Origin of the sequence: Maritimibacter dapengensis, from assembly GCF_019218265.1 — a bacterium.
Taxonomy (GTDB): domain Bacteria; phylum Pseudomonadota; class Alphaproteobacteria; order Rhodobacterales; family Rhodobacteraceae; genus Maritimibacter; species Maritimibacter dapengensis.
In genome coordinates this window covers 529,275-552,251 of sequence record NZ_JAHUZE010000001.1, presented here as the reverse complement: position 1 = coordinate 552,251, position 22,977 = coordinate 529,275, and the positions used below count along the sequence as shown (strand labels likewise).

Here is a 22,977-nt window from a genome sequence, read left to right as displayed (position 1 = left end):
GATGGATCTGAGCTTCACAAAGGAAGAGCTGGAATTCCGCGACGAGGTTCGCGCCTTTCTTGACGAGAAACTGCCCGAGGAGCTTTCCGAGAAGGTCCGCATCGGCGGGGAGCTTGAAAAAGAGGATATGGACCGCTGGCATGCGATCCTGAACGAACAGGGCTGGCTCGCGACCGGCTGGCCGACCGAGTTCGGCGGCCCCGGCTGGTCCCCGGTCGAGAAACACATTTTCGACGAAGAGGCGGCCAAGGCACATGCGCCGCGGATCGTGCCCTTCGGTCTCGCCATGCTCGGTCCGGTGCTTCAGAAATTCGGCTCCAAGGAACAGCAGGACGAGATCCTGCCGCGCATCCTCGACGGGTCGGATTGGTGGTGTCAGGGCTATTCGGAACCCGGAGCGGGTTCGGACCTCGCGTCACTCAAGACGCGCGCGGTGCGCGATGGTGACGACTATGTCATCAACGGGCAGAAGACCTGGACCACGCTGGGGCAACACGCCAACAAGATCTTCTGCCTCGTGCGCACCAAGACCGACGGCAAGCCGCAGGAAGGCATCAGCTTCATCCTCGTCGACCTCGACACGCCGGGGATCGAGATGCGCCCGATCAAGCTGATCGAAGGCGGGCATGAGGTGAACGAGGTGTTCTTCACCGATGTGCGCGTCCCGGCGGAAAACCTCGTCGGAGAGGAAAACCAGGGCTGGACCATCGCCAAGTTCCTTCTCACCCATGAGCGCACGAATATCGCGGGCGTCGGGTTCTCGATGCAGGGTCTGACCGAATTGAAGGCGCTGGCGCGGCGGGTGAAACGGAACGGCAAGCCTTTGATCGAAAACCCGCTGTTCGCGGCGCGGATCGCACAGATGGAGATCGACCTCGAAGCGATGAAGATCACCAATCTGCGGATGCTCTACACCGCGCAGACACAGGGTGCGCCGGGGCCTGAGACCTCGATCCTCAAGATCAAGGGCACGGTCATTCGCCAGACCCAGAACGAGCTCGCGCGTCGCGCGCTCGGCCCGGCTGCCGCGCCGTTCCCGTCGGAGGACATGTTCGGCAACGCCGCGCTGGTGGAGCCGGAGGACGTTCACAACGCCGCCACCTATTTCAACAATCGCAAGCTTTCGATCTTCGGTGGGTCCAACGAGATCCAGCGCAATATCCTGAGCAAAGCCATGCTGGAGCTGTGAGATGGATTTTTCCCTGACTGAAGACCGCCGTATGTTGTCAGACAGCCTGAACCGCTTTCTCGCCGACAAATACGGGTTCGATCACCGCAAGAACGTGGCCTATGACGCGCCGTTCCACGACACTGCGCTCTGGTCCGAGATGTGCGAACTGGGTGTGCTCTATGCGCTCGCGCCCGAAGATGCGGGCGGGTTCGGTGGCGCGGGCTTCGACATCACCACCGTGTTCGAGGCCTTGGGCAAAGGCCTCTGCCCTGCCCCGGTGCTGGGATCGCTGCTCGCCTCTTCGTTGATGACGTCGGCTGGTGCGGATCAGTCGAGCCTGCTCGACGGTTCGGTGCGCTACGCGGTGGCAATCGGTGAGCTCGACGCGCCCTATGGGTTGGACGACCTCGAAACCACGTTTGACGGCGGTAAGCTGTCGGGCCGCAAGTCGGTGGTCTACGGCGGAAACGACGCCGAGGTATTCCTCGTTGCGGCGAAGTCCGGTGATACGCTCGGTGTCTACGAGGTCAAAGCCTCGGACGCGCAGGTGACGGGCTACGGGTTGATCGACGGTGGTGGCGCAGCCGAATTGTTCCTCGACGGCGCGCCGGGCACGGAGCTTATCGCGGATGCGCGGGACGCTCTGGAGCACGCGCTCGACCTTGGGCGGCTGGCGCTTTGTGCCGAGGCGGTCGGGCTGATGGATGCGACCAACGAGATCCTGCTCGACTACCTGCGCACCCGAAAGCAATTCGGCGTGCCGATCGGCAAGTTTCAGGCGCTGCAACACCGTGCCGTGGACCTGGTGACCGAGATCGAGCAGGCCCGCTCGATCACGATCCTTGCCGCCAGCCGGATTGGCGAGGACGATCAGGCGCGCATCGTCGCCATGGCCAAGAACCTGATCGGTCGCGCGGCACGGTTGGTCTCGGAAGAGGCGATCCAGATGCATGGCGGGATCGCGATGACCTGGGAAGCGTCGGTCAGCCATTACGCCAAGCGGCTCGTCATGATCGACGCGCAACTGGGTGACGAGGATTACCAGCTCGAGAAAGTGATGGCTGGCTACGCCGCCTGACTCGAGCGACAGGATCAAGAGAATGGCGGGGGCATGGCTCCCGCCGTTTTTCGTTCAGGTGGAACGGTAGCGAAACACACCGGTCCCGGTCGCGAGCGTTGTGCCGTTTTCGTCCATCACGCTGGCCTCGGCAAAGAACGTCTTGCGCCCGCCGCCCACCTTGTGAGCTTCGGCGACCAGTAGGTCTCCCTTGGGCTGCGACAGGTAGTTCACGTTGAGCGACAGCGTCATGGCGAGCCGCCGCTCGTCGCTTGTTCCGGTGTAACAGCCCGCGAACCCCATCGCGGTGTCGAGCAACGTGGCATAGACACCACCATGCGGAATGCCATAGCGATTGCCGAGCTTGGCACTCATCGGCAATTCCCATCGGGCATAGCCTTCGGACCAGTCAGTGATCCGAAAGCCCATGAGTTTCTGCAACTCGTACGGGTCTTCGATGAGCGCGGGATCAACGCTCATGAGGCCCCCGATGGTGCTCCGGAGGAAAGATTTCTGGCGGCCCGTTTGATCGGTTCGGCGTAGGCCTCCATCAGTTCTTCGGGCGAAACGAGGAACGATGGGCCGCCGACGTTCAGCCCGTAAATCCGGTCGCCGTTGAGCGAAACCACCGGCACGGCGATACCGTGGACCTCTTTCCGCCAGCCACCGAACCCGGTGCAAAGCCCATATTTGGCATAATCTTCCAAGGCCTGCTCGATGCTCCGGTCGATCCGGTCGCTGTCTTCGGGGCGGCCCTCTTTTGCCAATTGAAGGATGTGGGACCGCTCGGCCTCATTCATCCCGACGAGAATGGCGCGCCCGATGGCAGAATGCATGATCGGTAGCCGCGCGCCCACGTTGATCGTCAGCGCCACGGCCTGCTTCGAGCGATGCACGGCCGTATAGACCGCCGACAGCCGATGCTGTTCGGCCAGCGCCGCGGTGATATTCGGGTTGGGTCCATCGCAGAGCGTCTTCAGCTCTTCCTGAGCACGGTCCGCGATCTCCATCCCTGACAGCACCCCAAAGCCCAGCGACAGCACGCCCGCGCCCAGACGGTAGGTGCCGGTGCGTTCGGAATAGACGAGGTAGTCGAGCTTGCGCAGCGTATGGGTCAGGCGCGAGATGGTGGGTTTAGGCAGACCGGTGCGCTGCGCGATCTCCTGATTGGTGAGGTTCGTTTCATAGGGTCGGAAACATCTGAGCACATCGAGACCCCGCGCCAACGCGGTCACGAACTTGCGGTCACCGTCCGCTTCGATGTCATCTATGAAGTCATCTTTGCTCATGGCGTTTCCTCTTATACAGCAGTCAGACCTCCATCAACGGAAATGGCCTGTCCGGTCATGAAACTGTTCGCGTCGGATACGATGAAAAGCATGGCCTGCACGACCTCGGCGGGCTCGGCGACCCGGCGCATCGGCACGCGGGCGGCGATGCGTTTGTAGGCGTCTTCGCGGCTGATGCCGTGGGCGGCACCGACCATGTCGCCCATGCTTTCGACCATCGGGGTCGAAGCGAAGGACGGGCAGATGGCGTTCACGCGGATGTTGTAGCGCGCGACCTCGTCGGCGGCGGCTTTCGTCATGCCGATCACCGCGTGTTTCGAGGCGGCATAGGCCGACAGATGTCCTGATCCAACCAGCCCGGCGGCGGACGCGGTGTTGAGGATCGCGCCTGTGTTGGCTTTCATCATGACCGGGATCTGGTGACGCATGCCGATGAACACGCCCTTGGCGTTGATGTCCATCACCCGGTCGTAATCTTCGAGCGGGATGTCCTGCAACTTCACCACGCCGTTGCCGATCCCTGCGTTGTTGAGCGCAATGTCGAGCGTGCCCCAACGGTCGAGGGCGCTTGCGATGTGCTGCGCCATGGCCGTGTCATCGGTGACAGAAAAAACCTCCGAAATCACATCGGCCCCGTCGGACCGGAGCGCATCCGCGACTTCGTTCAAACCCACCTCGTTTACGTCGGACAGCAAGAGCCGTGCGCCTTTTGCCGCGAAATCCGCAGCCGCCAGCGCGCCGAAACCGGACGCGGCACCCGTGATCTGAACGACCTTGCCTTCGAAATCAGCCATTCGCGGCCTCCATTCCCTTTTGAGCGAAGCTCGGCACCGCCTTGCCCAAACGTATGGCACGTTCGGGATTCGAGGCATTCCCGTCCAGCGCGCGTTTGTAGACACCCTGAATGATCCCGGCCATGCGGAAGAAGGCAAAGGCGACGTAGAAATTGAGGTTGTCGATCCCCGGAAGGTCGCGGGCCTTGCAATACATCTCGACGAAAGCTTCGTCGCTCGGAATACCAAGGCTCGCGCGGTCGACACCCTCCAGCCCCCTGCCCTCGGCGCCCGGCGGCATCTGCCATTGCATGAGCAGGGAAGCGAGGTCGGCATAGGGGTGGCCGATGGTTGACAGCTCCCAATCGAGCACGGCGGCGCAGCGCGACCCGGTCTTCTCGAACAGCATGTTGTCGATGCGGTAGTCGCCATGAACGAGGCGGCGTTGGTTTTCCTCGGGGATATTCGCACCGAGCCAGTCAATGAGTGCGTTCATCGCCGGAATGTCCTCGGTCTCGGAGGCGCGGTATTGCTTGGTCCAGCGTCCCACTTGCCGCTCGAAGTAATTTCCTGGCGGTCCGTAATCGGAAAGCCCGACCGCTTCGATGTCGACCGAATGGATTGCGGCGAGAACCCGGCACATCTCGGCATAGATCGCGGCCCGTTCCTCGTTCGACACATCGGGGATGCGCGGGTCGTCGATGTTGCGCCCGTCCACTGCTTCCATGATGTAGAAATCCGACCCGATTACCTCAGGGTCCTCGCAGAGCGCGTACATGCGGGCCACCGGCACATCCGTGTCCGCGAGGGCGGATTGAACGCGAAACTCCCGATCCACTGCATGTGCGGATTTCAGAAGCTGCCCCGGCGGCTTTCGGCGCAGGACATACGGACCCGTAGGGGTAACGAGGCGGAAGGTCGGGTTTGACTGACCGACGTTGAATTTCTCGGCCTCGATCGGGCCCTTGAAGCCATCGATATTGGCCTCGGCCCATTTTGCGACGGCGGCGGTATCGAGGGTCTGGGTGTCGGTCATCGCGGCCCCTCAGCTATAGGTCAGCATCTCGGACGCGTTGAGGGCGTCGATATGCGGTGTTTCGTTGAAGCCGTGCAGATAGGTCGCGTTTCGTCCCTGCACGAAACGGTTCACGGCGCAGTTCTTCATCTGAAGCTGAAGCAGGATCTGCTGATCTGCCGGCGCGTTCAGGACCAGCCGGATCATCTGGCTGATCGCGCCGCCGGAGGAGAACATCATCACGCTATCCGCGCCCCGTGCCGCTTCGAGCGCGTCCTGCACCCGACCGACGAAGGCCGCGAAGGTTTCAGGGGGCGATGAAATCTCGTCACGCTGCCAGGCGAGCACGGTGGCTTTGAGTTGCCGGAAATGCGCCGCGCGGTCGCCGGTGGTGCGCTCTGGAAGCGACTCGGATTTCTCGTGCGCCTCGAGCAACCCGCCGAAGTCGAACTCGTTGAGACCGGGATGCACCTCGGGCTCCACATCCGCGCCGTAGGCACGCGCGACGCCGTCGAAGGTTTCCCGGTGGCGCACCTGTTCACCTACGAAGACGCGGTCCGGCCACGCCACTCCCTGGGCCTTCATCGCCGCGCCCAGAGCCTCGGATTGGCGATGACCCAGCGGGGAAAGCTGGTCATAATTCGCCGCCCCGAACGAGGCTTGGGCGTGACGGATGACGGTGAGCAGTCCCACTCAGATCTTCTCGTTCGTGTATTTGCGCAATTCGGCGCGCGCCACCTGACGACGATGAACCGCGTCAGGGCCGTCCGCGAAGCGCAGGGTGCGCAGCGAGGTATACATGCCTGCGAGCGGCTGATCCTGGCTGATCCCTTCGCCGCCGTGCATCTGCATCGCCTCGTCCACGACCTTGGTCGACATCAGCGGGGCAACGACCTTGATCTGGCTGATCCAGGGCTGCGCTTCGCGCACACCGACCGTGTCCATCATATGCGCGGCCTTGAGGCACAGGAGCCGGGCCATTTCGATTTCCATGCGGCAGTTGGCGATGATGTCGTAGTTCGCGCCGAGGGTCGCGATTTTCTTGCCGAAGGCTTCGCGGGTCAGCCCGCGCTTGCACATCATCTCGAGCGCGCGTTCAGCCTGACCGATGGCGCGCATGCAATGGTGGATGCGGCCCGGTCCAAGCCGGCCCTGCGCGACCTCGAAGCCGCGCCCTTCGCCCAGGATCAGCGCGTCCGCCGGGATGCGCACATCCTTGAACCGCATGTGCATGTGGCCGTGCGGCGCGTCGTCGTTTCCGAAGACCTGCATCGGGCGAATGATTTCAACACCCGGCGTGTCGGCATCCATCACGAACATCGAGTGGCGCGAATGGCGATGCGCTTCGGGGTCGGTGCAAGCCATGACGATGTAGACCGCGCAACGCGGATCGCCCGCGCCCGAGATCCACCATTTCTCGCCGTTCAGCACCCATTCGTCGCCGTCCTTCTTCGCCTCGAAGGAAAGCTGCGTCGGGTCCGAAGACGACACGTTCGGTTCGGTCATCACATAGGCTGAGCGAATCTCGCCATCGAGGAGACGGGTGAGCCACTTTTCCTTGTGTTCATCCGTTCCGTAGCGCTCCAGCACCTCCATGTTGCCGGTATCGGGCGCCGAGCAGTTGAACACCTCGGCGGCGAGCGGGCATTTTCCCATCTCTTCGGCAAGATAGGCGTATTCCACCGTGGTCAGCCCATAGCCCCGGTCACTGTCGGTCAGCCAGAAGTTCCAGAGCCCACGCTTTTTCGCCTCGGCTTTCAGGCCGTCGAGAATCTCGAGTTGCCGGTCGTTGAGCTTGAAGCGGTCGTGCTCCGGGTTGTTGCCGATCTCGGCATGGTATTCCTCGTTCGCCGGCACGATGTCTTCGTCGATCATCTTGCGCACGGCGTCGATCAGCGGTTGCACCTTCTTGGTGACGCCCAGGTCCATGGACATGTCTTTCTCCTCCTATCCCGGATCGTCCGGGTCGCGCCATTTGAACACAGATGTTCAAAGATGCGCAATGATGTTTACGTCTCGCGCGTTATTCTCACAGAACTTCGAACAGGCCCGCGGCCCCCATGCCGCCGCCCACGCACATGGTGCAGACCACGTATTTCGCGCCCCGGCGCTTGCCCTCGATCAGCGCGTGGCCGACCATCCGGGCACCGGACATGCCATAGGGGTGGCCGATGGAAATCGCACCGCCGTCCACGTTCATGATCTCGTTCGGGATGCCCAGCACCCGTTGAGATTGCAGCACCTGGGAAGCGAAAGCCTCGTTCAACTCCCACAGCCCGATGTCGTCCATCTTCAACCCATGCGCTTCGAGCAGCTTGGGCACCGCATAGATCGGGCCGATGCCCATCTCGTCCGGCTCACAGCCCGCCGCCATGACGCCGACGTAGCGGCCCAGCGGCTGAAGCCCGCGCCGCTCGGCTTCCTTGGCCTCCATGATGACCGCCGCCGAGGCGCCATCGGACAGTTGGCTCGCATTCCCCGCGGTGATGTATTTGCCGTCCTTGACCTGCTGGCCGTCCTTGAAGACGGGCGACAGACCTTCGAGGTTCTCAAGCGTGGTCGAGGGGCGGTTGCCCTCGTCTTTTTCCAGCGTCACCTCGGCATAGGAAACCTCTTTGGTTTCACGGTCGATAATCGCCTGCGTCGAGGTGAGCGGCACGATCTCATCATCGAAGCGCCCCGCCTCCTGCGCCGCTGCCGTGCGCTGTTGGGACTGGAGCGCATAGGCGTCCTGATCCTCACGGCTCACGCCGTAACGCTCGGCGACGATCTCGGCGGTTTCGAGCATGGTCATGTAGAGCTCGGGCTTGTGTTCTTTGGTCCAGGGGTCGGCCATGTGATCGGTGCGCATGTTCTGGTTCTGCACGAGGCTGATCGATTCCACCCCGCCGCCGATGGCGACCTGCATTCCGTCGTGCACGACCTGTTTCGCCGCCGTCGCGATGGCCATCATGCCGCTCGCGCACTGGCGGTCCATGGACATGCCCGCGACCGACACCGGAAGCCCCGCGCGGATCACCGCTTGACGCCCGATGTTGCCACCCGTCGAGCCCTGCTGGATCGCCGTTCCGATGACGCAATCCTGCACCTCAGAGCCGTCGAGCCCGGCGCGGTCGACGGCATGTTTCACGGCGTGGCCGATCAATTCCTGCGCATGTGTGTTGTTGAACGCGCCGCGATAGGCTTTGCCAATCGGGGTGCGGGCGGTTGAGACGATGACGGCGTCACGCATAGGTTCGGTTCCTCTTGTTTGTTCGGTCAGCCGGGCAGGACGATGCCGCGGAGTTCGGCAGCAAGGCCGACGTATTTCTGTGTCTGGGTAAAGGCATTGGCCATCTCGGTCGCGCCTTCGGGGTCGCGAATGCGGTCCATCGCGGCCAGCACACCTTCGAGATTGATCTCGTCATCTGCGAGCGCAACGCCGCGCGTTTCGGTGATCCGGGTTTCGGCGAAACAACCGCCGCCTGCACCAAGGATCATCTTGGTCGGCGCGTCTTCTGTCACGAGGGCGAGAAGGCCGGGCGTGATCGTTTCGGGTTTCAGAAGCGCGAGCACCTGTTCGGGTAGCAGGTCTTCGGTCATCCGGGTCGCCGCCGTGGGGGCGAGCGTGTTCACGCGGATATTCTTTTTCGCGCCCTCCTGCGCCAGCACGTTCATCAGCCCAACGACACCGGCCTTGGCCGCGCCATAGTTCGATTGGCCGAAGTTGCCATAAAGGCCCGACGCCGACGTCGTCATCACGATCCGCCCGTACTCGCGCGCGTTCATGTGGGACCAGACGGCTTTCGTGCAATTCACCGACCCCATCAGGTGCACATCCACGACTTTCCAGAAATCATCGAGGTCCATCTTGGTGAAGGTCTTGTCGCGAAGGATACCGGCGTTGTTCACGAGGATGTCGATATGACCGAATTCCGCGATGGCCTCTTCGACCATCGCCTGCGTGTCCTCGCGCGAGGTCACATCGGCGCCGTTGGCGATGGCATGACCGCCCTTTTCGCGGATTTCCGCGACCACTGCGCGGGCGGCATCGGACCCCGAGCCGCTCCCATCCGTCGAAACTCCGAGGTCGTTCACCACAACCTTCGCACCGCGTTCGGCAAGGCCCAGCGCATGACTGCGGCCCAACCCGACGCCCGCGCCGGTCACGATGGCCACGCGGCCCTGAAATTCGTTGCTCATGTCGTCTCCATGTATCTGCGGCCGATCCATTCCGCGATCAGCGCCGGTTTTTCCGCGCCCTCGATCTCGACCGTTACATTCGTGATCGTCGTGAACTCTCCCGGCTTCGACGTGTCGCAAGAGGCGAGAACGAAGCGCGCGCGAACCCTGCAACCGACCGGAACCGGCGAGATGAAGCGCAACTTGTTCATTCCGTAGTTCACGCCCATCGTCACCCCGTCAACATTCGGCAGCGCGTCATAGACCATGGCCGACAACAGGCTGAGGGTGAGAAAACCGTGCGCGATGGTGCCCCCGAACGGCGTCTTGGCGGCAGATTCCGGGTCCGTATGGATGTATTGCCAATCCTCGGTCGCGTCGGCGAATTGGTCGATCCGCGCTTGCGTGATCTCGAACCACTTGGAGACACCGACCTCCTGACCTTCCAACGCCTTGAATTCTTCGAGTTTCATTTTCCTACTCCGCAAACAGGCTGCCACCGGCGTGGCAATTGATGCCGCCGGAGATCGGGATGATCGCACCCGTGACATAGGAGCCGCCTTTTCCGCACAGGAACTGCATCGTGGCGGCGACGTCGGACGCGGCACCCAGCCGCCGGAGCGGAACGCCCTCGGCGGTCTTCTCGGCACGTTTCTCGTCGGCCAACGCGAAGGCGGTCATTTTCGACTCGAAAGGTCCGGGCGCGAGCGCGTTCACGGTGATGTGGTGTTCGGCCAGTTCGTTCCCGAGGATGCGCGTCATGTGGTGCACACCCGCCTTGGACACCGAATAGCTATAGGCTCCGGCCCCCTTGGGCACATCGCCCATGACCGAGCCGACATTCACCACGCGGGCGGGATCGTCGAAACTCGTCGATGCCTCGAGCATCGGCAGAAGCGCCTGCGTCAGTTGGAACATGCCCGCATTGTTCAAATCCATGACCTTGGTCCAGGCTTCGAACGGAAATTCACCCAGTGGTGCGCCCCAGGTCCGGCCTGCATTGTTCATCAGAATGTGCAGCTTGTCGGTGCGTCCGCCGACCTCGGTAGCGAGCGCATCCACGCCCGCCTGCGAGGCCACGTCACCGCCGAAGCCTTCGACGCTGCCGGGATAGCCCAGTGCATTGATCTCCGTCGCAACCGCTTCGCAGGCATCGGCCTTGCGGCTGGCAATCAGCACGCGCGCCCCAGCCGCGGCGAGCCCTTCGGTCGCCATGCGACCGATCCCGGTCGCACCGCCAGTGACGAGCGCGACCTTGCCGGTCAAATCGAACAGGTCGGGGGGCGTCAGGCTCATGCGACCATCCCCCGAGCCCGGGCCACACGCGCGGCGTGATAACCATAATCACCCAGCCATTCGGCGGCGACGCGGGCACGTTTCATGTAGAACCCCATATCGTATTCGTCGGTCATCCCAATCCCGCCATGCATCTGCACGCCTTCGCGCACCGCGAGCCCGGCGGTCTCGGACGCCCGCGCTTTGGCCAGCGACACCGCAAGCTCGGCCTCGTCCGGCGCTTCGTCCAGCATCCGGCCTGCATTCATCACGGCAGAGGTGGTCACCTCGATTTCGGAGAACAGGTGCGCGGCCCGGTGCTGGAGCGCCTGGAACGTCCCGATCACCACGCCGAATTGCTTTCGCTCCTTGAGATAGTCGGTCGTCATCCCGAACGCTCCGGCAGACAGCCCGAGAAGCTCGGCGGAGACGGCTGCCTGCCCAGCGCGAAGCGCCGGCGCAAGCGCGCCCATGCCGTCTCCCACCTCGCCCACCACATCCTCGCCGGTGGCTTCGACATCGTCGAAGGTCAGGTCGGCGTGGTCGCGGCTATCCACAAGGTCCATTTTCTCGCGGGACAGGCCGGCGGCGCGTGCGTCGAGATCGAACAGCGTCAGCCCGGCATGGGCACGGGCCAGCACAAGCACCCGGTCGGCGCTCATCCCCTCGGCGACGAAAGTCTTCGCGCCAGACAGTTTGAACCCGTTGCCCGCAGCCTCGGCGCGCAGCGCGCATCCGTCCGGGTCGAATTTCGGCCCCTCGTCCACCGCGAGCGCATAAATCGCCTCGCCCGACGCGATCCGCGAAGCATCGCGTCCCGCTTTGCGGAGTGCGGTCGCGGCGATTACGGCGGTCGACAAAAAAGGAGAGGACACGAGCGTGCGTCCCATTTCTTCGGCGAGGATGTTGGCGGCGGCAAAGCCCATGTCCGAGCCGCCCTGATCCTCGGGCACGAGCACGCCGGCCCAGCCCATCTCGACCATCTCGGCCCAGACCTTCGGGTCGAACCCCCGGCCCGCTTCGCGGTTTTCGCGCAGGTTTCGGACCGGCGCGGCCCCGTCGAGATACCCGTGCGCCGCATCGCGCAGCATCACTTCGTCTTCGGTTGCAACAAGTGTCGTCATGTCGTCTTCCTCACCGTGCCGGTAGTTCAAGCACGCGCTTGGACAGAATTTCGAGCATCACCTCGCTGGTGCCGCCCTCGATCGAGTTTGCCTTGGTGCGGAGCCATTCGGGGGCGAGCGTGCCATGCGCATCGCTCTCCCATTTCAGGGCTTCGGAACCACCCGCCGACATGAGCAGTTCGAACCGGTCTTTGTTCAGCTCGGTGCCGTAATACTTCAGCATCGCCGAGGCGTTGCCGACCCCGCCCTGTTTGGCCAGATCCTTGTAGCGGTCGAGCGTCAGCGCCATCGCAATCGAATCCACCTCAAGCTTCATCGCGCGGCTCAGGATGACCGGGTCGCTCTGGCCCTCGTCGGCGAGTACCGTTCCGACGCTGCGCCCGCCGGTCAGCCCCGATCCGCCACCTCCGATCATCTCGCGCTCATGGGTGAGCAGGTGCTTTGCGACATCCCAGCCCCGGTTCTCTTCCCCCACGATCGAGGACAGGCCGTCATAGTCTTTCGGCACCTTCACGTTGGTGAAAAAGGTCTCGCAGAACGGCGACTTGCCGGAGATCAGCTTGATGGGCTTGGTGGAGACGCCCTCGCTCTCCATGTCGATCAGCATGAAGCTGATGCCCTTGTGCTTGGGCGCGTCGCGGTCTGTGCGGATGAGGGCGAATATCCAGTCGGCCTTGTCCGCATACGAGGTCCAGATCTTCGATCCATTGACGACCCAATGATCGCCCTTGTCCTCGGCCCATGTCTGCACGCTCGCAAGGTCGGATCCTGCACCGGGTTCGGAGTATCCCTGGCACCAGCGGATCTCGCCCCGCGTGATCTGCGGGAGGAAATGCTTTTTCTGATCTTCCGTCCCGAACGCGAGAAGCGCGGGGCCGAGCATCCAGAGGCCGAAACTGTCCAGCGGTTTTTTGACCCGCAAACGGTCGAGCTCTTCCTTGAAGATCTTGTCCTGCGCGCGGGTCAGCCCTGCTCCACCATATTCGGTAGGCCACATCGGCGCGGTCAACCCGCGCTCCGCGCAGGCTTCCATCCAGGCCTTCTGACCATCGGAGGCAAATACGAACCGTTTGCCGCCCCAACAGATATCGTCTTCACTGAAGTCCCGGTCGCGGATTTCGGGCGGCGCGGTGCGGTCGATCCAATCCGCGATTTCGGCGCGAAATTCGGCCAAAGCCTGCTTGTCCCCATCTGCCATGGGCGATTCTCCTCCCGTTTTCCACATATCGACATAAAGCATGACAGTTTTGCAATGCAAAATTCAGTTTCACAAATTCCTTGACAGCACGAGACCTGTCTCGTTGACTGTTGCCGGGAATGCCCGGGACAGAATCCCGGTATTTCGAAAAAGGGAGGACCTTATGACTTTCAGAAAAACCGCCATTCTGGCGGCCGCTACGTCCGTCATGGCCATGTCGGCCGCCTATGCCGACACTGTCAAAATGGCATTCATCGACCCGCTTTCCGGCCCCATGGGCCCGTCGGGTGAAGCCGCCTACACGAGCTTCATCCTCGCTGCCGAACACATCAATGCCAATGGTGGCGTGAACGGCAACGAAATCGAAGTCACCGGCTACGACAACAAGATCAACCCCAAGGAATCGCTGGTTCAGCTTCAGAAGGCCATCGACGATGGGGCGCGCTACATCTTCCAGGGCAACGGCTCGTCCGTGGCCGCCGCGCTGATCGAAGCCGTGAACAAGCACAACGCCCGCAACCCCGGCGAAGAGGTCATCTTCTTCAACTACGCCGCCGTCACGCCGGCCTTCACCAATGAGCTTTGCAGCTTCTGGCATTTCCGTTTCGACGCACATGCCGACATGAAAATGGCCGCCATCACCGACTGGATCGCCAAGCGCGACGACATCAAGTCGGTCTACCTGATCGGTCAGGACTACGTCTTCGGGCAGGCCGTGGCTTCGGCTGCGGAAGAGCAACTCAAGGAGAAGCGCCCGGACATCGAGATCGTGGGCAACGAGCTTCACCCGCTCGCCAAGGTGAAGGACTTCACGCCCTACATTCAGAAGATCATTTCCTCGGGCGCGGATGCCGTCATTACCGGCAACTGGGGCGCGGACATGCAGCTTCTGATGAAGGCCGCTGCGGAAAACGGCTCCGACGTGCCTTACCTGACCTTCTACGGCGGGTCCAAGGGTGCGGTTTCGTCGCTGGGTGAAGGTGGCGTCGGCCTCCTCTACCAGGTGACCGAAGGCATCACCAACCTCGACGCGGACGACGAACAATACGCCCTGATCGAGGAATACAAGGAGCGCTTCCCGGACTACGACTACTACTACCACCGCGCGTTCAACGCGATGGAAATGTTCGTCAAGGCTGCGGAAGAAGCCGGGTCCGTCGATCCGATCCCGGTCGCAAAGGCCATGGAAGGTTTGACCATCGACCACGCCTACGGCCAGGCAACGATGCGCGCCGAGGACCACCAGATGCAGCAGCCGCTGTTCATCTCGACCGTGTCCGACGACGTGAAATACGGCGTCGACAACATCGAGCTCGGCTGGGCACTCGTCGAAGGTGGCACCATCGACATGGCGTCCGCCGAACAGCCGACCACCTGCGAAATGGAGCGCCCGGAGTAATCCGGCCCCAAGTAGCTGTGAACGATAGGGCGCCGTGCGGAAGCGCGCGGCGCCCTTTTTACACCCAGGCGAGGTCTCAATGGAAACGCTAGTCTTCGGGCTTCTGAACGGTGTGAGCTACGGGTTGCTCCTGTTCATGCTGTCCTCCGGTCTTACGCTCATCTTCTCGATGATGGGCGTTCTGAACTTCGCGCACGCCAGCTTTTACATGCTGGGCGCGTATTTCGCTTTCACGCTTTCGGGCATCTCGAGCTTCTGGATCGCGCTGTTTATCGCGCCGGTCCTTGTCGGTCTCGTCGGGGCCGTGGTCGAGCGTTACGGTCTGCGCAAGGTCCATGCCAATGGCCATGTCGCAGAGCTTCTTTTCACCTTCGGGCTTGCCTACCTGATCGAGGAAGTCGTCAAGATCGTCTACGGCAAGACCGCCGTGGATTACAAAATCCCCGATCTTCTGAACTTCGCCGCCTTCCAGGTCTACGGCGCCTCCTTCCCGGCCTATCGCCTGTTCATCATCGTGATCGCCGTCGGTATGCTGATCGGCCTGTGGTATCTGCTCAAACGTACCCGCGCCGGCCTCATCATCCAGGCCGCGCTGACCCATCCGCACATGGTCGGGCATCTCGGCCATAACGTGCCGCTCATCTTCATGATGGTGTTCGGCATCGGTTGTGCGCTGGCCGGTCTGGCCGGTGTCATGGCGGGCAATATCTTCGTCACCGACCCGGCAATGGCGGTCCAGATGGGACCGATCGTCTTCGTGGTCGTCGTCGTGGGGGGCATCGGGTCGCTCGAAGGCGCCTTCGTCGCGTCTCTCGTCATCGGCCTTTTGCAAAACCTCGCCGTCGGCATCAACGCCTCGTTCGCGGATATCTTCGGCTTCATCGGGTTGTCCGAGCTTAGCGAAGTCGGACGGATCAGCATCTCGTCGCTGGCACCGGTTCTACCGTTCCTGCTTCTCGTTCTGATCCTGATCTTCCGCCCGCAGGGCCTCATGGGGGAGAAAGAGCTGTGACCGATACCACCGTTCAAGACCTCGCACCCTCATCGGCGCAGAAATTCAGGCAGCGGACGCTCCCCTTCCTGATCCTCGCGGCCATCCTTGTCGCGATCCCGATGACCGGCCCGTCGCGGACCTTCTACACCATTGCGCACCAGATGGGCATCAACGTGGTGTTCGCGCTGTCCTACAACATGATCCTCGGCAAGGGCGGGCTGCTGTCCTTCGGCCATGCGGTCTATTTCGGACTCGGTGGGTATCTCGCCGTTCACGCAATGGGCTGGATCGAAGAGGAAGCGGGCCTATGGGGTGCTTTCCCGGTCTTCTTCCTGCCCATCGTCGGCTTTGCGGGCGGCGCGCTCGCCGGTGCGATCATCGGTTGGCCCTCGACTCGGAAGGCAGGCACGACCTTCGCCATGATCTCGCTCGGCGTGGCGGAATTGATCTTCGCGGCCGCGTTCATGTTCGACAGCTTCTTCGGCGGCGAACAAGGCATCTCGGGCGACCGCATGAACGGGACTCAGATGTTCGGCCTGTCGTTGGGTCCGATCGACGATGTCTACTGGTTCATAGCGTTCTGGATGTTCGTCGGTATCCTCGGCATGTGGGCCTTCACCCGCACGCCGCTGGGCCGGCTGTCCGAAGCGACCCGCGACAATGCCCAACGCGTCCAGTTCATCGGCTACAACCCACAGAAGGTGCGCTATCTCGTGTTCATCTTCGCGGGCGGCTTTGCCGGTCTCGCAGGCGGCATGGCGGCGGTGAATTATGAAATCTTCACCCCCGATGCGCTGAGCCTCGTGCCGTCCGGCTTCGTGCTCATCATGGCCTACGTCGGCGGTATCGCCTATTTCGTCGGGCCGATCATGGGGGCGATCCTGCTCACCTACATGCAGTCGATGCTGTCGGACTTCACCGAGGCCTGGCTGCTTTATCTCGGGATGCTGTTCATCGTGATCGTGATGTTCGCCCCCCGTGGGCTGGCGGGCATCGTCTTCGGGTTCCTTGACGGTTTCCGGAGCGACGATCGCGGCGCTTTCCTCAAATCGTGGTTCACGACTTTGGCCGGTGGGTTCCTGATGCTCATCGGGCTCATCATCCTCGTCGAAGTCTCGGTCCGCTGGTCGAACGGCTATGGTGAGGTCTATGAACCCTTCGGGATGCACCTGAGCCATACGAACCCGCTGACCTGGATCCTGTTCCTCGTGGCGACCGTGGCTGGGATCGCGCTGACCTACTTCGCCAATCGTGACAAGGAGGGCGCGGCATGAGCACCTATGCATTGTCTCTCAAAGACCTGAACAAGAGCTTCGGTCCGGCCAAGATCATCACCGACGTGAACCTCGACATCGAGAAAGGCGAGCGTCATGCGATCATCGGGCCAAACGGCGCGGGGAAGTCCACGTTGTTCAACCTGATCTCCGGTCTCTACACGCCGACCTCGGGGAGCGTGAAACTGCATGGTGAAGAGATTGCGGGTATGGCCCCGCATCTCATCAACCATCGCGGCCTGTCACGTTCATTCCAGGTGTCCAACATCTTCATCAACATGACGGTGCGCGAAAACGTGCGCTGCGGTGTGCTGAACGCGATGGGTCAGGGGTATTCGTGGTGGCGTAACATCGGGTCGAACAAGGAGGTGCAGAGCCGCACATACGAGATCCTCGAACGCTGCGGTTTGGTGGACAAGGCCGCCCTGCCCGCCTCGCTCCTGCCCTATGCCGACCAGCGCGCTCTGGAGATCGCGATCACCATCGCGGGCGGGGCGGACGTGATCCTGCTCGATGAACCGACGGCGGGCATGTCCCATTCCGAAACCGACCGCGCGGTGCAGCTGATCCGCACGGCGACCGAAGGCAAGACGCTCATCATCGTCGAACACGACATGGGCGTGATCTTCGACCTCGCCGACCGGATCTCGGTGCTGGTCTATGGCGAGATCATCGCCTGCGACACGCCCGAAAACATCCGGGGCGATGCCAAGGTGCGCGAAGCCTATCTCGGCGACGAAGAAGAACCCGACGTGAAGGAGATGGTGTGATGACCGCCGAACCGATGCTGTCCGTGAAGGACCTTCATGCCTTCTACGGCAAATCCCACGTTCTGCGCGGCGTGAACATGGAGATCATGCCCGGCGAGGTCATTGCGCTTCTTGGGCGTAATGGCGTGGGACGATCGACCACCGCCAAGGCGATCATGGGAGAAGTCGCGCCGAAGGGCGAAATCCTGTTCAAAGGGAAACCGATCTCGGGACTGGAAAGCCACAAGATCGCCCGGATGGGTTTGGGATACGTCCCGGAAGAACGCGACATCTTTCCGACGATGACGGTGCGCCAGAACCTTCTGATGGGCATAAAAGACACCCGCAATCCGGGGCGTCACACCATCGACGAGATGCTCGACATGTTCCCGAACCTGCGCGCGCGGGCCGACAATCAGGCGGGCGTGCTCTCAGGCGGCGAGAAGCAGATGCTGACCATGTGCCGGACGCTGATGGGCGACCCGGAACTGATCATCATCGACGAGCCGACAGAGGGGCTCGCGCCCAAGATCGTGCAGCAGATCGGCGACATGATCGCCGAGATCGCGAAGACCGGGGTGGCGATTCTGCTTGTCGAACAGAAACTTTCGATCGCGCTCCGGATCGCTCACCGCGTCTACGTGATGGGGCATGGCGAGATCGTCTATTCCGGAACCCCTGCGGAGTTCGCCAAGCGCGACGACGTACGGGCGGAGTGGCTCGAAGTCTGAGCCGCTCCCTGCGTGACCGAAGCGACACCCGGCGACCTCCCGCCGGGTGTCTGCGTTCAAGGCACGGTCAGGCAACCAATAGGAGGCCAATCCATAATCCGGGGTGAAACGCGATATGCGCCATCATCGCCGCTTCCAGCCCCCGTTTCCAGTAGAGCCAGCCGAGGAAGAGCGCGAGCGCCGCGTTCAACCCGATCGTGCGCAGAATGATCGGCCCCGTCAGCTCCGCGAATTGCGCCATGACAGGCAAGTGCCCTGCCCCGAAAAGAAGCGCGACGACAACGATCATCGTCCAGACGAGGCCGTTGCCCGGACGAGCGACGCCGGCAACCTTCGCTGCAATCCAGATCAGGAACGACAGCAAGCCATATCGCATCATCAGCTCTTCGCTGATCCCGCCATAGGTCACGGCCATGAGCCGGTCGACGACCCCTTGCGAGGCCTGTTCCGGCCAGGCACCCTCGACCAGGCGGAAGAAGGCGATATCCACAATCGCGACGACAAATCCGAGCAGAAGCCCCACGATGAGGGGCAGGACAGGCGACGGAAACCGCATGTCTTCGCCTCGCAGCTTTTCCGTCAGCCACGACCTGAACCCGATCTGATGCGCGACATGGACACCCAACGCCGTGCCGATCAGCACGAGTGCCGCCGGCTGAATGGCTGCCATGAGCCGCAGGGCGAGCGGTGACATGTCGCCCATACCCGGTGTTTGCGAGATCATCCCGGTGTCCGTCGCGAGCGACAAAAACAGCACGCCGACCAGACCGATGGCGCTCCACGCCAAATAGGGTTTCCAGAAAAACATGCCCGACCCCTCGTTTTTTCTGTCTTTGCCGGGACACTACAGCATTTGCTGCAAAGGCCAAGAAAAAGGGCGGCGCCCGTCGGCACCGCCCGAACCCATCTGCGTCAAAGGGAAGGCAAGACGCAGGCGGGTCAACCGGGGATCGGCTGAATGAAACAGGTGGAGGTTCCGAGCGCGACGACCTTTCCATCCCGGCTTTCAATACGACCCTCGGCATTGGCGATGCGCCGGCCACGGGTCTGAACGGTCGCAATGGCCCGGACCTGGCCCATCGAGGGAAGGATGGGCCGCACGAACTTGACGGAGGTATCCATCGAAACGAAGCCCTCACCGGCAGCGCATGTCGTATGCACGGCGCAACCGAGAACGCTGTCCAACAGCGACATGGCCCAGCCGCCGTGGACCGTGCCGAGCGGGTTCATGTGTTCTTCGCCCGGTTCGCCACGGAACTCGACTTGACCATCGCCCACTTCGTGCAGCCACGCATTCATGGTTCTGGCCATACTTGGGGCCGGTATCTCGCCGTCCAGTATGCCTTGCATCGCTTCGCGGCCGGTCCTGCCGGAGAGTATCGCGAAATCGGCGGGACCGACGAAGAATTCGGGTCTTGGCACCGTGTCGAACATTGCCTAATCTCCATTACATGCATATGCATTCAAAACATATGCATATGCATTGAGTCAAAGGAAACGTGACGTAACATGAGCGATGACGCCCGCGAAGATCTTTCCCCTGCCCTCGCCGAACTGCTGTCGGGAAGCTGCTACTGCCTCGCTGTGCGCCGTGCGTCCCGGCGTATGATCCGGCTTTACGACGCGGCGCTTGGTGAGCTTGGTCTGTCGATCTCGCAACTCGGCACCCTCGCCTGGATCAAGGCTTTGCGCGTGCCGACGGTGCAGAAGATCGCGGATTACATGGAGATGGACCAATCCGCCATGTCGCGCGGCCTCGTGCCTCTGGAACGGTCTGGCTACGTCATGGGCGCCCCGCACCCAGAAGACAAGCGACGCCGTGTTCTTGCTCTGACCGAAAGCGGCGAGGCTGCGCTCGCGCAAGGGGCAGAAGCCTGGGCCGAAGCACAACGCGAGGTCGAAGCTGAACAGGCAGAGGGCGGAAATCTCGCGGCGCTCATGACATCGCTGAACGGCCTTGCCACCTATGACAGGACGTGACCATCGAGCACTGCCTTCAAGACTGCGCCAAATCGAAGCCCACCAACCAGTTTGCACGCGTGAGGTCGCGCAACAGGCCCGATAAAACGCCGTTGCCGATAAGCGCGAGCATCACTGCATATCCACGCCGTGATACGTCCAAGCCTGCCTCACACTCCTGACAACACGCTGTCACCTGCCTCACTCGATGTGGCTGACCAGCACGAACTTCTCGTGTCACACTGATGTTCACCCCGTGTGAACTCAGGGAGGATGACACATGGACCTGTCAGGCAAGACCGCCCTCGTGACCGGTGGCACGCGCGGCAACGGCGAGACCATCGTCAGGACATTGTTCGATCGCGGCGCGAATGTCGCCCTGTGCAGCCGAACCAAGGGCGATGCGGACAGATACGCGCAAGAGCTCGATCCGACCGGCAAGAGAGCGATGGGCGTCACCTGCGACGTGAGCCACGAACCTTCGGTCGAGGAGATGATGTCCCGGATCGCGCAACGGTTCGGGGAGTTGCACCTTGCCGTGAACAATGCTGGCGGGCCGGTCGAGGCCCCCACGCCGCTCGCGTCGAAATCGCTTTCTACTTGGCAGGACGTGTTGGCGACAAACCTGACCGGGTGCTTCATTTGCCTGAAGCACGAAATCACCGCGATGTTGGATGCGGGCGGCGGCGCAATCGTCAACCTGGCCTCTGCCAACGGATTCGTTGGGATCGGCGGCCTGTCGGATTACACCGCGGCCAAGCACGGCGTGATCGGCCTGACGCGCGAGGCGGCGCTGGACTATGCCGACAAAGGCATCCGCGTGAACGCAGTCGCACCGGGATTCGTCGACACCCCCGCCATGCAGGATATGCCCGACGACGTTCGCGACTCCATTGCCGCCCTTCACCCGATGGGCCGCATGGCGCGACGGCAGGAGGTCGCGGACCTCGTCGCGTTCCTGCTCTCGGATGCCGCCGGTTTCGCGACCGGCGGAGTCTATCCAGTCGACGGAGGATACACCGCGCGATGAAATGCAGTCGGCGAGGCGGCGCTACGCTCGCCTCGCCGACGGGTCACGCCACCTCGGGGTGTTTGTAATCGGCGAGTTGCTTGCGAAGGTTCAGTTTCGACACCTTGCCGGTCGCGGTCAGCGGCAGCTCATCCACCCACACCACGTCGTCGGGCAATTGCCACTTCGCGAAATGGACCGACATATGCTCGCGCAATTCGTCGAGCGAGGGCTTCGTGTCCTTCGCGGCGACCGCGACGAGCACGGGGCGTTCGTCCCATTTCGGGTGCGCCACGCCGATGGCCGCGCAATTGGCGATCCCCGGATGGCTCATGGCGGCGTTCTCGAGGTCGATGGACGAGATCCATTCGCCCCCCGATTTGATGAGGTCCTTGGCCCGGTCCTGGATCGTCAGAAACCCGTCCTTGCCGATCGAGGCCACGTCGCCCGTGCCGAACCATCCTTCGGCATCCAGCGCGGCGGCGGTCGCCTCTTCGTTCTTGAAATAACCCGACACAACTGCGTTGCCGCGCACGAACAGCTCGCCGATAGCCTCGCCGTCATGCGGTTGCCGGTTTCCTTCCTCGTCGACAATCTTGAGATCGACACCGAAGCACCTGCGGCCCTGAAGCTGCTTGTAGTTCATCTTCTCATCGAACGGCAGATCGTTGACCCATGGCGGCATGACGCCGTGCGTCCCGATGGGCGACATCTCGGTCATGCCCCAGGCGTGGTTCACGTTGACACCCATCTTCTCGAACGTCTCGATCATCGAGCGCGGCGCGGCGGATCCGCCCACCACGACGTCTTCGAGCGCGGCGGGCTTGCGGCCCTGTTTCTCGATCTCGCCCAGAAGACCCATCCAGACCGTCGGCACGCCCCAAGCGGACCCGACATTCTCGGCCTCCATGAGCTTCCACAGGTTCTCGCCATCAAGACCCGGCCCCGGCATAACGAGGTTCGCGCCGATGATCGGCGCGGCATAGGGCAGACCCCAGGCGTTGACGTGGAACAGCGGCACCACGGGCAGAATGTTGGTCTCGCCGTTATCACCGCTTGGAAGCGCCGGGCCGAGGATCGTGCCGACCATGAGCGCGTGGAGCACCGTCGAACGATGGCTATAAAGCGCGCCCTTGGGATTGCCGGTCGTGCCCGACGTATAGCACAGGCTCGCGGCCGTATTCTCGTCCAGCTCGGGCCAGTCGTAGGTCGTCTTCTGCCCGTCGATCAGCCCTTCGTAGCAGAACACCTCCAACTCGGTGTCGGGCATGTGATCGTGATCCGCCATGACCACGATGCGCAGTTCTTTCGGCAGATGTTCGCGTAGCGCGGCGAGGATCGGCAGGAAGGTCGCATCGACGAAAATCACACGATCTTCGGCGTGATTGACGATATAGATCATTTGCTCGGCGGACAGGCGCGGGTTGATCGTGTGGCAGATGCCGCCGATCCCGGAAATCGCATAATAAAGCTCGAAATGCCGCCGGTTATTCCAGGCCAGCGTGGCGACGCGGTCCCCCGGGTCGATGCCCATAGCCTTGAGCGCATGGGCCAGTTGTCCGACCCGTTGATAGGTCTCGCCATAGCTCTGACGCGTCACTTCGCCGTGGGTTTCGAGTGTCACGATCCCCGACCCCGCATGGGCCTCGGCCGCGTATTCCAGAATGGAAATGATCGACAAAGGCCGATGCATCATCATGCCCTGCATGGTGTCTCCTCCCTTTTCCCGTTCGGACGCGACGGGCCTCCTCCGCCACGTCACCTTCGGGTGTTTTGCCTTGCGAAACTGAATTTCAAGC

The 22,977-nt window shown here is 62.3% G+C and carries 24 protein-coding genes; 9 read left to right on the top strand and 15 right to left on the bottom strand.

Annotated elements, in window-relative coordinates:
• The first annotated feature begins 1 nt into the window (after position 1).
• Positions 2 to 1,189 carry an acyl-CoA dehydrogenase family protein gene (locus KJP28_RS02820; protein ID WP_218390711.1) on the top strand — a complete coding sequence of 396 codons (1,188 nt, stop codon included), beginning with the start codon at positions 2 to 4 and terminating at the stop codon, positions 1,187 to 1,189.
• 1 nt (position 1,190) lies between these two features.
• Complete coding sequence (locus KJP28_RS02815) at positions 1,191 to 2,249, top strand: acyl-CoA dehydrogenase family protein (protein WP_218390710.1); 1,059 nt, start codon at positions 1,191 to 1,193, stop codon at positions 2,247 to 2,249.
• Positions 2,250 to 2,303: 54 nt separating this feature from the next.
• Here the strand turns inward: KJP28_RS02815 and KJP28_RS02810 are convergent, their stop codons facing one another.
• From KJP28_RS02810 to KJP28_RS02755, 12 genes are all read right to left on the bottom strand, one after another.
• Complete coding sequence (locus KJP28_RS02810) at positions 2,304 to 2,708, bottom strand: PaaI family thioesterase (protein ID WP_218390709.1); 405 nt, start codon at positions 2,706 to 2,708, stop codon at positions 2,304 to 2,306.
• Complete coding sequence (locus tag KJP28_RS02805; protein ID WP_218390708.1) at positions 2,705 to 3,517, bottom strand: IclR family transcriptional regulator; 813 nt, start codon at positions 3,515 to 3,517, stop codon at positions 2,705 to 2,707. Before KJP28_RS02805 ends, KJP28_RS02810 begins: the two co-directional genes overlap by 4 nt.
• A gap of 11 nt (positions 3,518 to 3,528) precedes the next feature.
• Positions 3,529 to 4,311 carry an SDR family NAD(P)-dependent oxidoreductase gene (locus KJP28_RS02800; RefSeq protein WP_218390707.1) on the bottom strand — a complete coding sequence of 261 codons (783 nt, stop codon included), beginning with the start codon at positions 4,309 to 4,311 and terminating at the stop codon, positions 3,529 to 3,531.
• On the bottom strand, positions 4,304 to 5,326 hold the full coding sequence (locus KJP28_RS02795; protein WP_218390706.1) for a phosphotransferase family protein: 1,023 nt from the start codon (positions 5,324 to 5,326) through the stop codon (positions 4,304 to 4,306). The genes KJP28_RS02800 and KJP28_RS02795 overlap by 8 nt, the downstream gene beginning before the upstream one ends.
• 9 nt (positions 5,327 to 5,335) lie before the next feature.
• Complete coding sequence (locus KJP28_RS02790) at positions 5,336 to 5,998, bottom strand: histidine phosphatase family protein (RefSeq protein ID WP_218390705.1); 663 nt, start codon at positions 5,996 to 5,998, stop codon at positions 5,336 to 5,338.
• Positions 5,999 to 7,234: an acyl-CoA dehydrogenase family protein gene (locus KJP28_RS02785; RefSeq protein ID WP_418887914.1), complete on the bottom strand. Its 1,236-nt coding sequence runs from the start codon at positions 7,232 to 7,234 to the stop codon at positions 5,999 to 6,001.
• A gap of 100 nt (positions 7,235 to 7,334) precedes the next feature.
• Positions 7,335 to 8,537: an acetyl-CoA C-acyltransferase gene (locus KJP28_RS02780; protein WP_218390703.1), complete on the bottom strand. Its 1,203-nt coding sequence runs from the start codon at positions 8,535 to 8,537 to the stop codon at positions 7,335 to 7,337.
• Between the two features lie 26 nt (positions 8,538 to 8,563).
• Positions 8,564 to 9,487, bottom strand: a complete 924-nt coding sequence (locus KJP28_RS02775; protein WP_218390702.1) for an SDR family NAD(P)-dependent oxidoreductase — start codon at positions 9,485 to 9,487, stop codon at positions 8,564 to 8,566.
• Positions 9,484 to 9,939 carry a MaoC family dehydratase gene (locus KJP28_RS02770; RefSeq protein ID WP_218390701.1) on the bottom strand — a complete coding sequence of 152 codons (456 nt, stop codon included), beginning with the start codon at positions 9,937 to 9,939 and terminating at the stop codon, positions 9,484 to 9,486. Before KJP28_RS02770 ends, KJP28_RS02775 begins: the two co-directional genes overlap by 4 nt.
• A 4-nt stretch (positions 9,940 to 9,943) precedes the next feature.
• Positions 9,944 to 10,762: an SDR family NAD(P)-dependent oxidoreductase gene (locus tag KJP28_RS02765; protein WP_218390700.1), complete on the bottom strand. Its 819-nt coding sequence runs from the start codon at positions 10,760 to 10,762 to the stop codon at positions 9,944 to 9,946.
• Positions 10,759 to 11,865 carry an acyl-CoA dehydrogenase family protein gene (locus tag KJP28_RS02760; protein WP_218390699.1) on the bottom strand — a complete coding sequence of 369 codons (1,107 nt, stop codon included), beginning with the start codon at positions 11,863 to 11,865 and terminating at the stop codon, positions 10,759 to 10,761. Before KJP28_RS02760 ends, KJP28_RS02765 begins: the two co-directional genes overlap by 4 nt.
• Before the next feature lie 10 nt (positions 11,866 to 11,875).
• A complete protein-coding gene (locus KJP28_RS02755; protein ID WP_218390698.1) occupies positions 11,876 to 13,063 on the bottom strand; it encodes an acyl-CoA dehydrogenase family protein in 1,188 nt (395 codons plus the stop codon).
• Positions 13,064 to 13,226: 163 nt separating this feature from the next.
• Here KJP28_RS02755 and KJP28_RS02750 point away from each other — a divergent pair, with 163 nt between their 5' ends.
• From KJP28_RS02750 to KJP28_RS02730, 5 genes are all read left to right on the top strand, one after another.
• Entirely contained in the window at positions 13,227 to 14,462 is a 1,236-nt protein-coding gene (locus tag KJP28_RS02750) for a branched-chain amino acid ABC transporter substrate-binding protein (RefSeq protein WP_218390697.1), read from the top strand.
• Positions 14,463 to 14,541: 79 nt separating this feature from the next.
• On the top strand, positions 14,542 to 15,474 hold the full coding sequence (locus KJP28_RS02745; RefSeq protein ID WP_218390696.1) for a branched-chain amino acid ABC transporter permease: 933 nt from the start codon (positions 14,542 to 14,544) through the stop codon (positions 15,472 to 15,474).
• The gene (locus tag KJP28_RS02740; protein WP_218390695.1) at positions 15,471 to 16,730 is read left to right on the top strand and encodes a branched-chain amino acid ABC transporter permease; all 1,260 of its coding nucleotides are present in this window, start codon (positions 15,471 to 15,473) and stop codon (positions 16,728 to 16,730) included. Before KJP28_RS02745 ends, KJP28_RS02740 begins: the two co-directional genes overlap by 4 nt.
• Entirely contained in the window at positions 16,727 to 17,500 is a 774-nt protein-coding gene (locus tag KJP28_RS02735) for an ABC transporter ATP-binding protein (RefSeq protein WP_218390694.1), read from the top strand. The genes KJP28_RS02740 and KJP28_RS02735 overlap by 4 nt, the downstream gene beginning before the upstream one ends.
• Positions 17,500 to 18,210 carry an ABC transporter ATP-binding protein gene (locus tag KJP28_RS02730; RefSeq protein WP_255552159.1) on the top strand — a complete coding sequence of 237 codons (711 nt, stop codon included), beginning with the start codon at positions 17,500 to 17,502 and terminating at the stop codon, positions 18,208 to 18,210. The genes KJP28_RS02735 and KJP28_RS02730 overlap by 1 nt, the downstream gene beginning before the upstream one ends.
• A gap of 67 nt (positions 18,211 to 18,277) precedes the next feature.
• Here the strand turns inward: KJP28_RS02730 and KJP28_RS02725 are convergent, their stop codons facing one another.
• Together KJP28_RS02725 and KJP28_RS02720 are read right to left on the bottom strand one after the other, a co-directional pair.
• Entirely contained in the window at positions 18,278 to 19,018 is a 741-nt protein-coding gene (locus KJP28_RS02725) for a CPBP family glutamic-type intramembrane protease (RefSeq protein ID WP_218390693.1), read from the bottom strand.
• Positions 19,019 to 19,149: 131 nt separating this feature from the next.
• Positions 19,150 to 19,644 (bottom strand): PaaI family thioesterase, encoded by a 495-nt coding sequence (locus KJP28_RS02720; RefSeq protein ID WP_218390692.1) that lies wholly within the window; start codon positions 19,642 to 19,644, stop codon positions 19,150 to 19,152.
• Positions 19,645 to 19,719: 75 nt separating this feature from the next.
• Between KJP28_RS02720 and KJP28_RS02715 the strand changes: the two genes are divergently transcribed.
• Entirely contained in the window at positions 19,720 to 20,190 is a 471-nt protein-coding gene (locus KJP28_RS02715; protein ID WP_218390691.1) for a MarR family winged helix-turn-helix transcriptional regulator, read from the top strand.
• Between the two features lie 259 nt (positions 20,191 to 20,449).
• Positions 20,450 to 21,199 (top strand): SDR family NAD(P)-dependent oxidoreductase, encoded by a 750-nt coding sequence (locus tag KJP28_RS02710; RefSeq protein WP_218390690.1) that lies wholly within the window; start codon positions 20,450 to 20,452, stop codon positions 21,197 to 21,199.
• A gap of 43 nt (positions 21,200 to 21,242) precedes the next feature.
• Here the strand turns inward: KJP28_RS02710 and KJP28_RS02705 are convergent, their stop codons facing one another.
• Positions 21,243 to 22,886, bottom strand: a complete 1,644-nt coding sequence (locus tag KJP28_RS02705; protein ID WP_218390689.1) for a long-chain fatty acid--CoA ligase — start codon at positions 22,884 to 22,886, stop codon at positions 21,243 to 21,245.
• Positions 22,887 to 22,977: the final 91 nt, after the last annotated feature.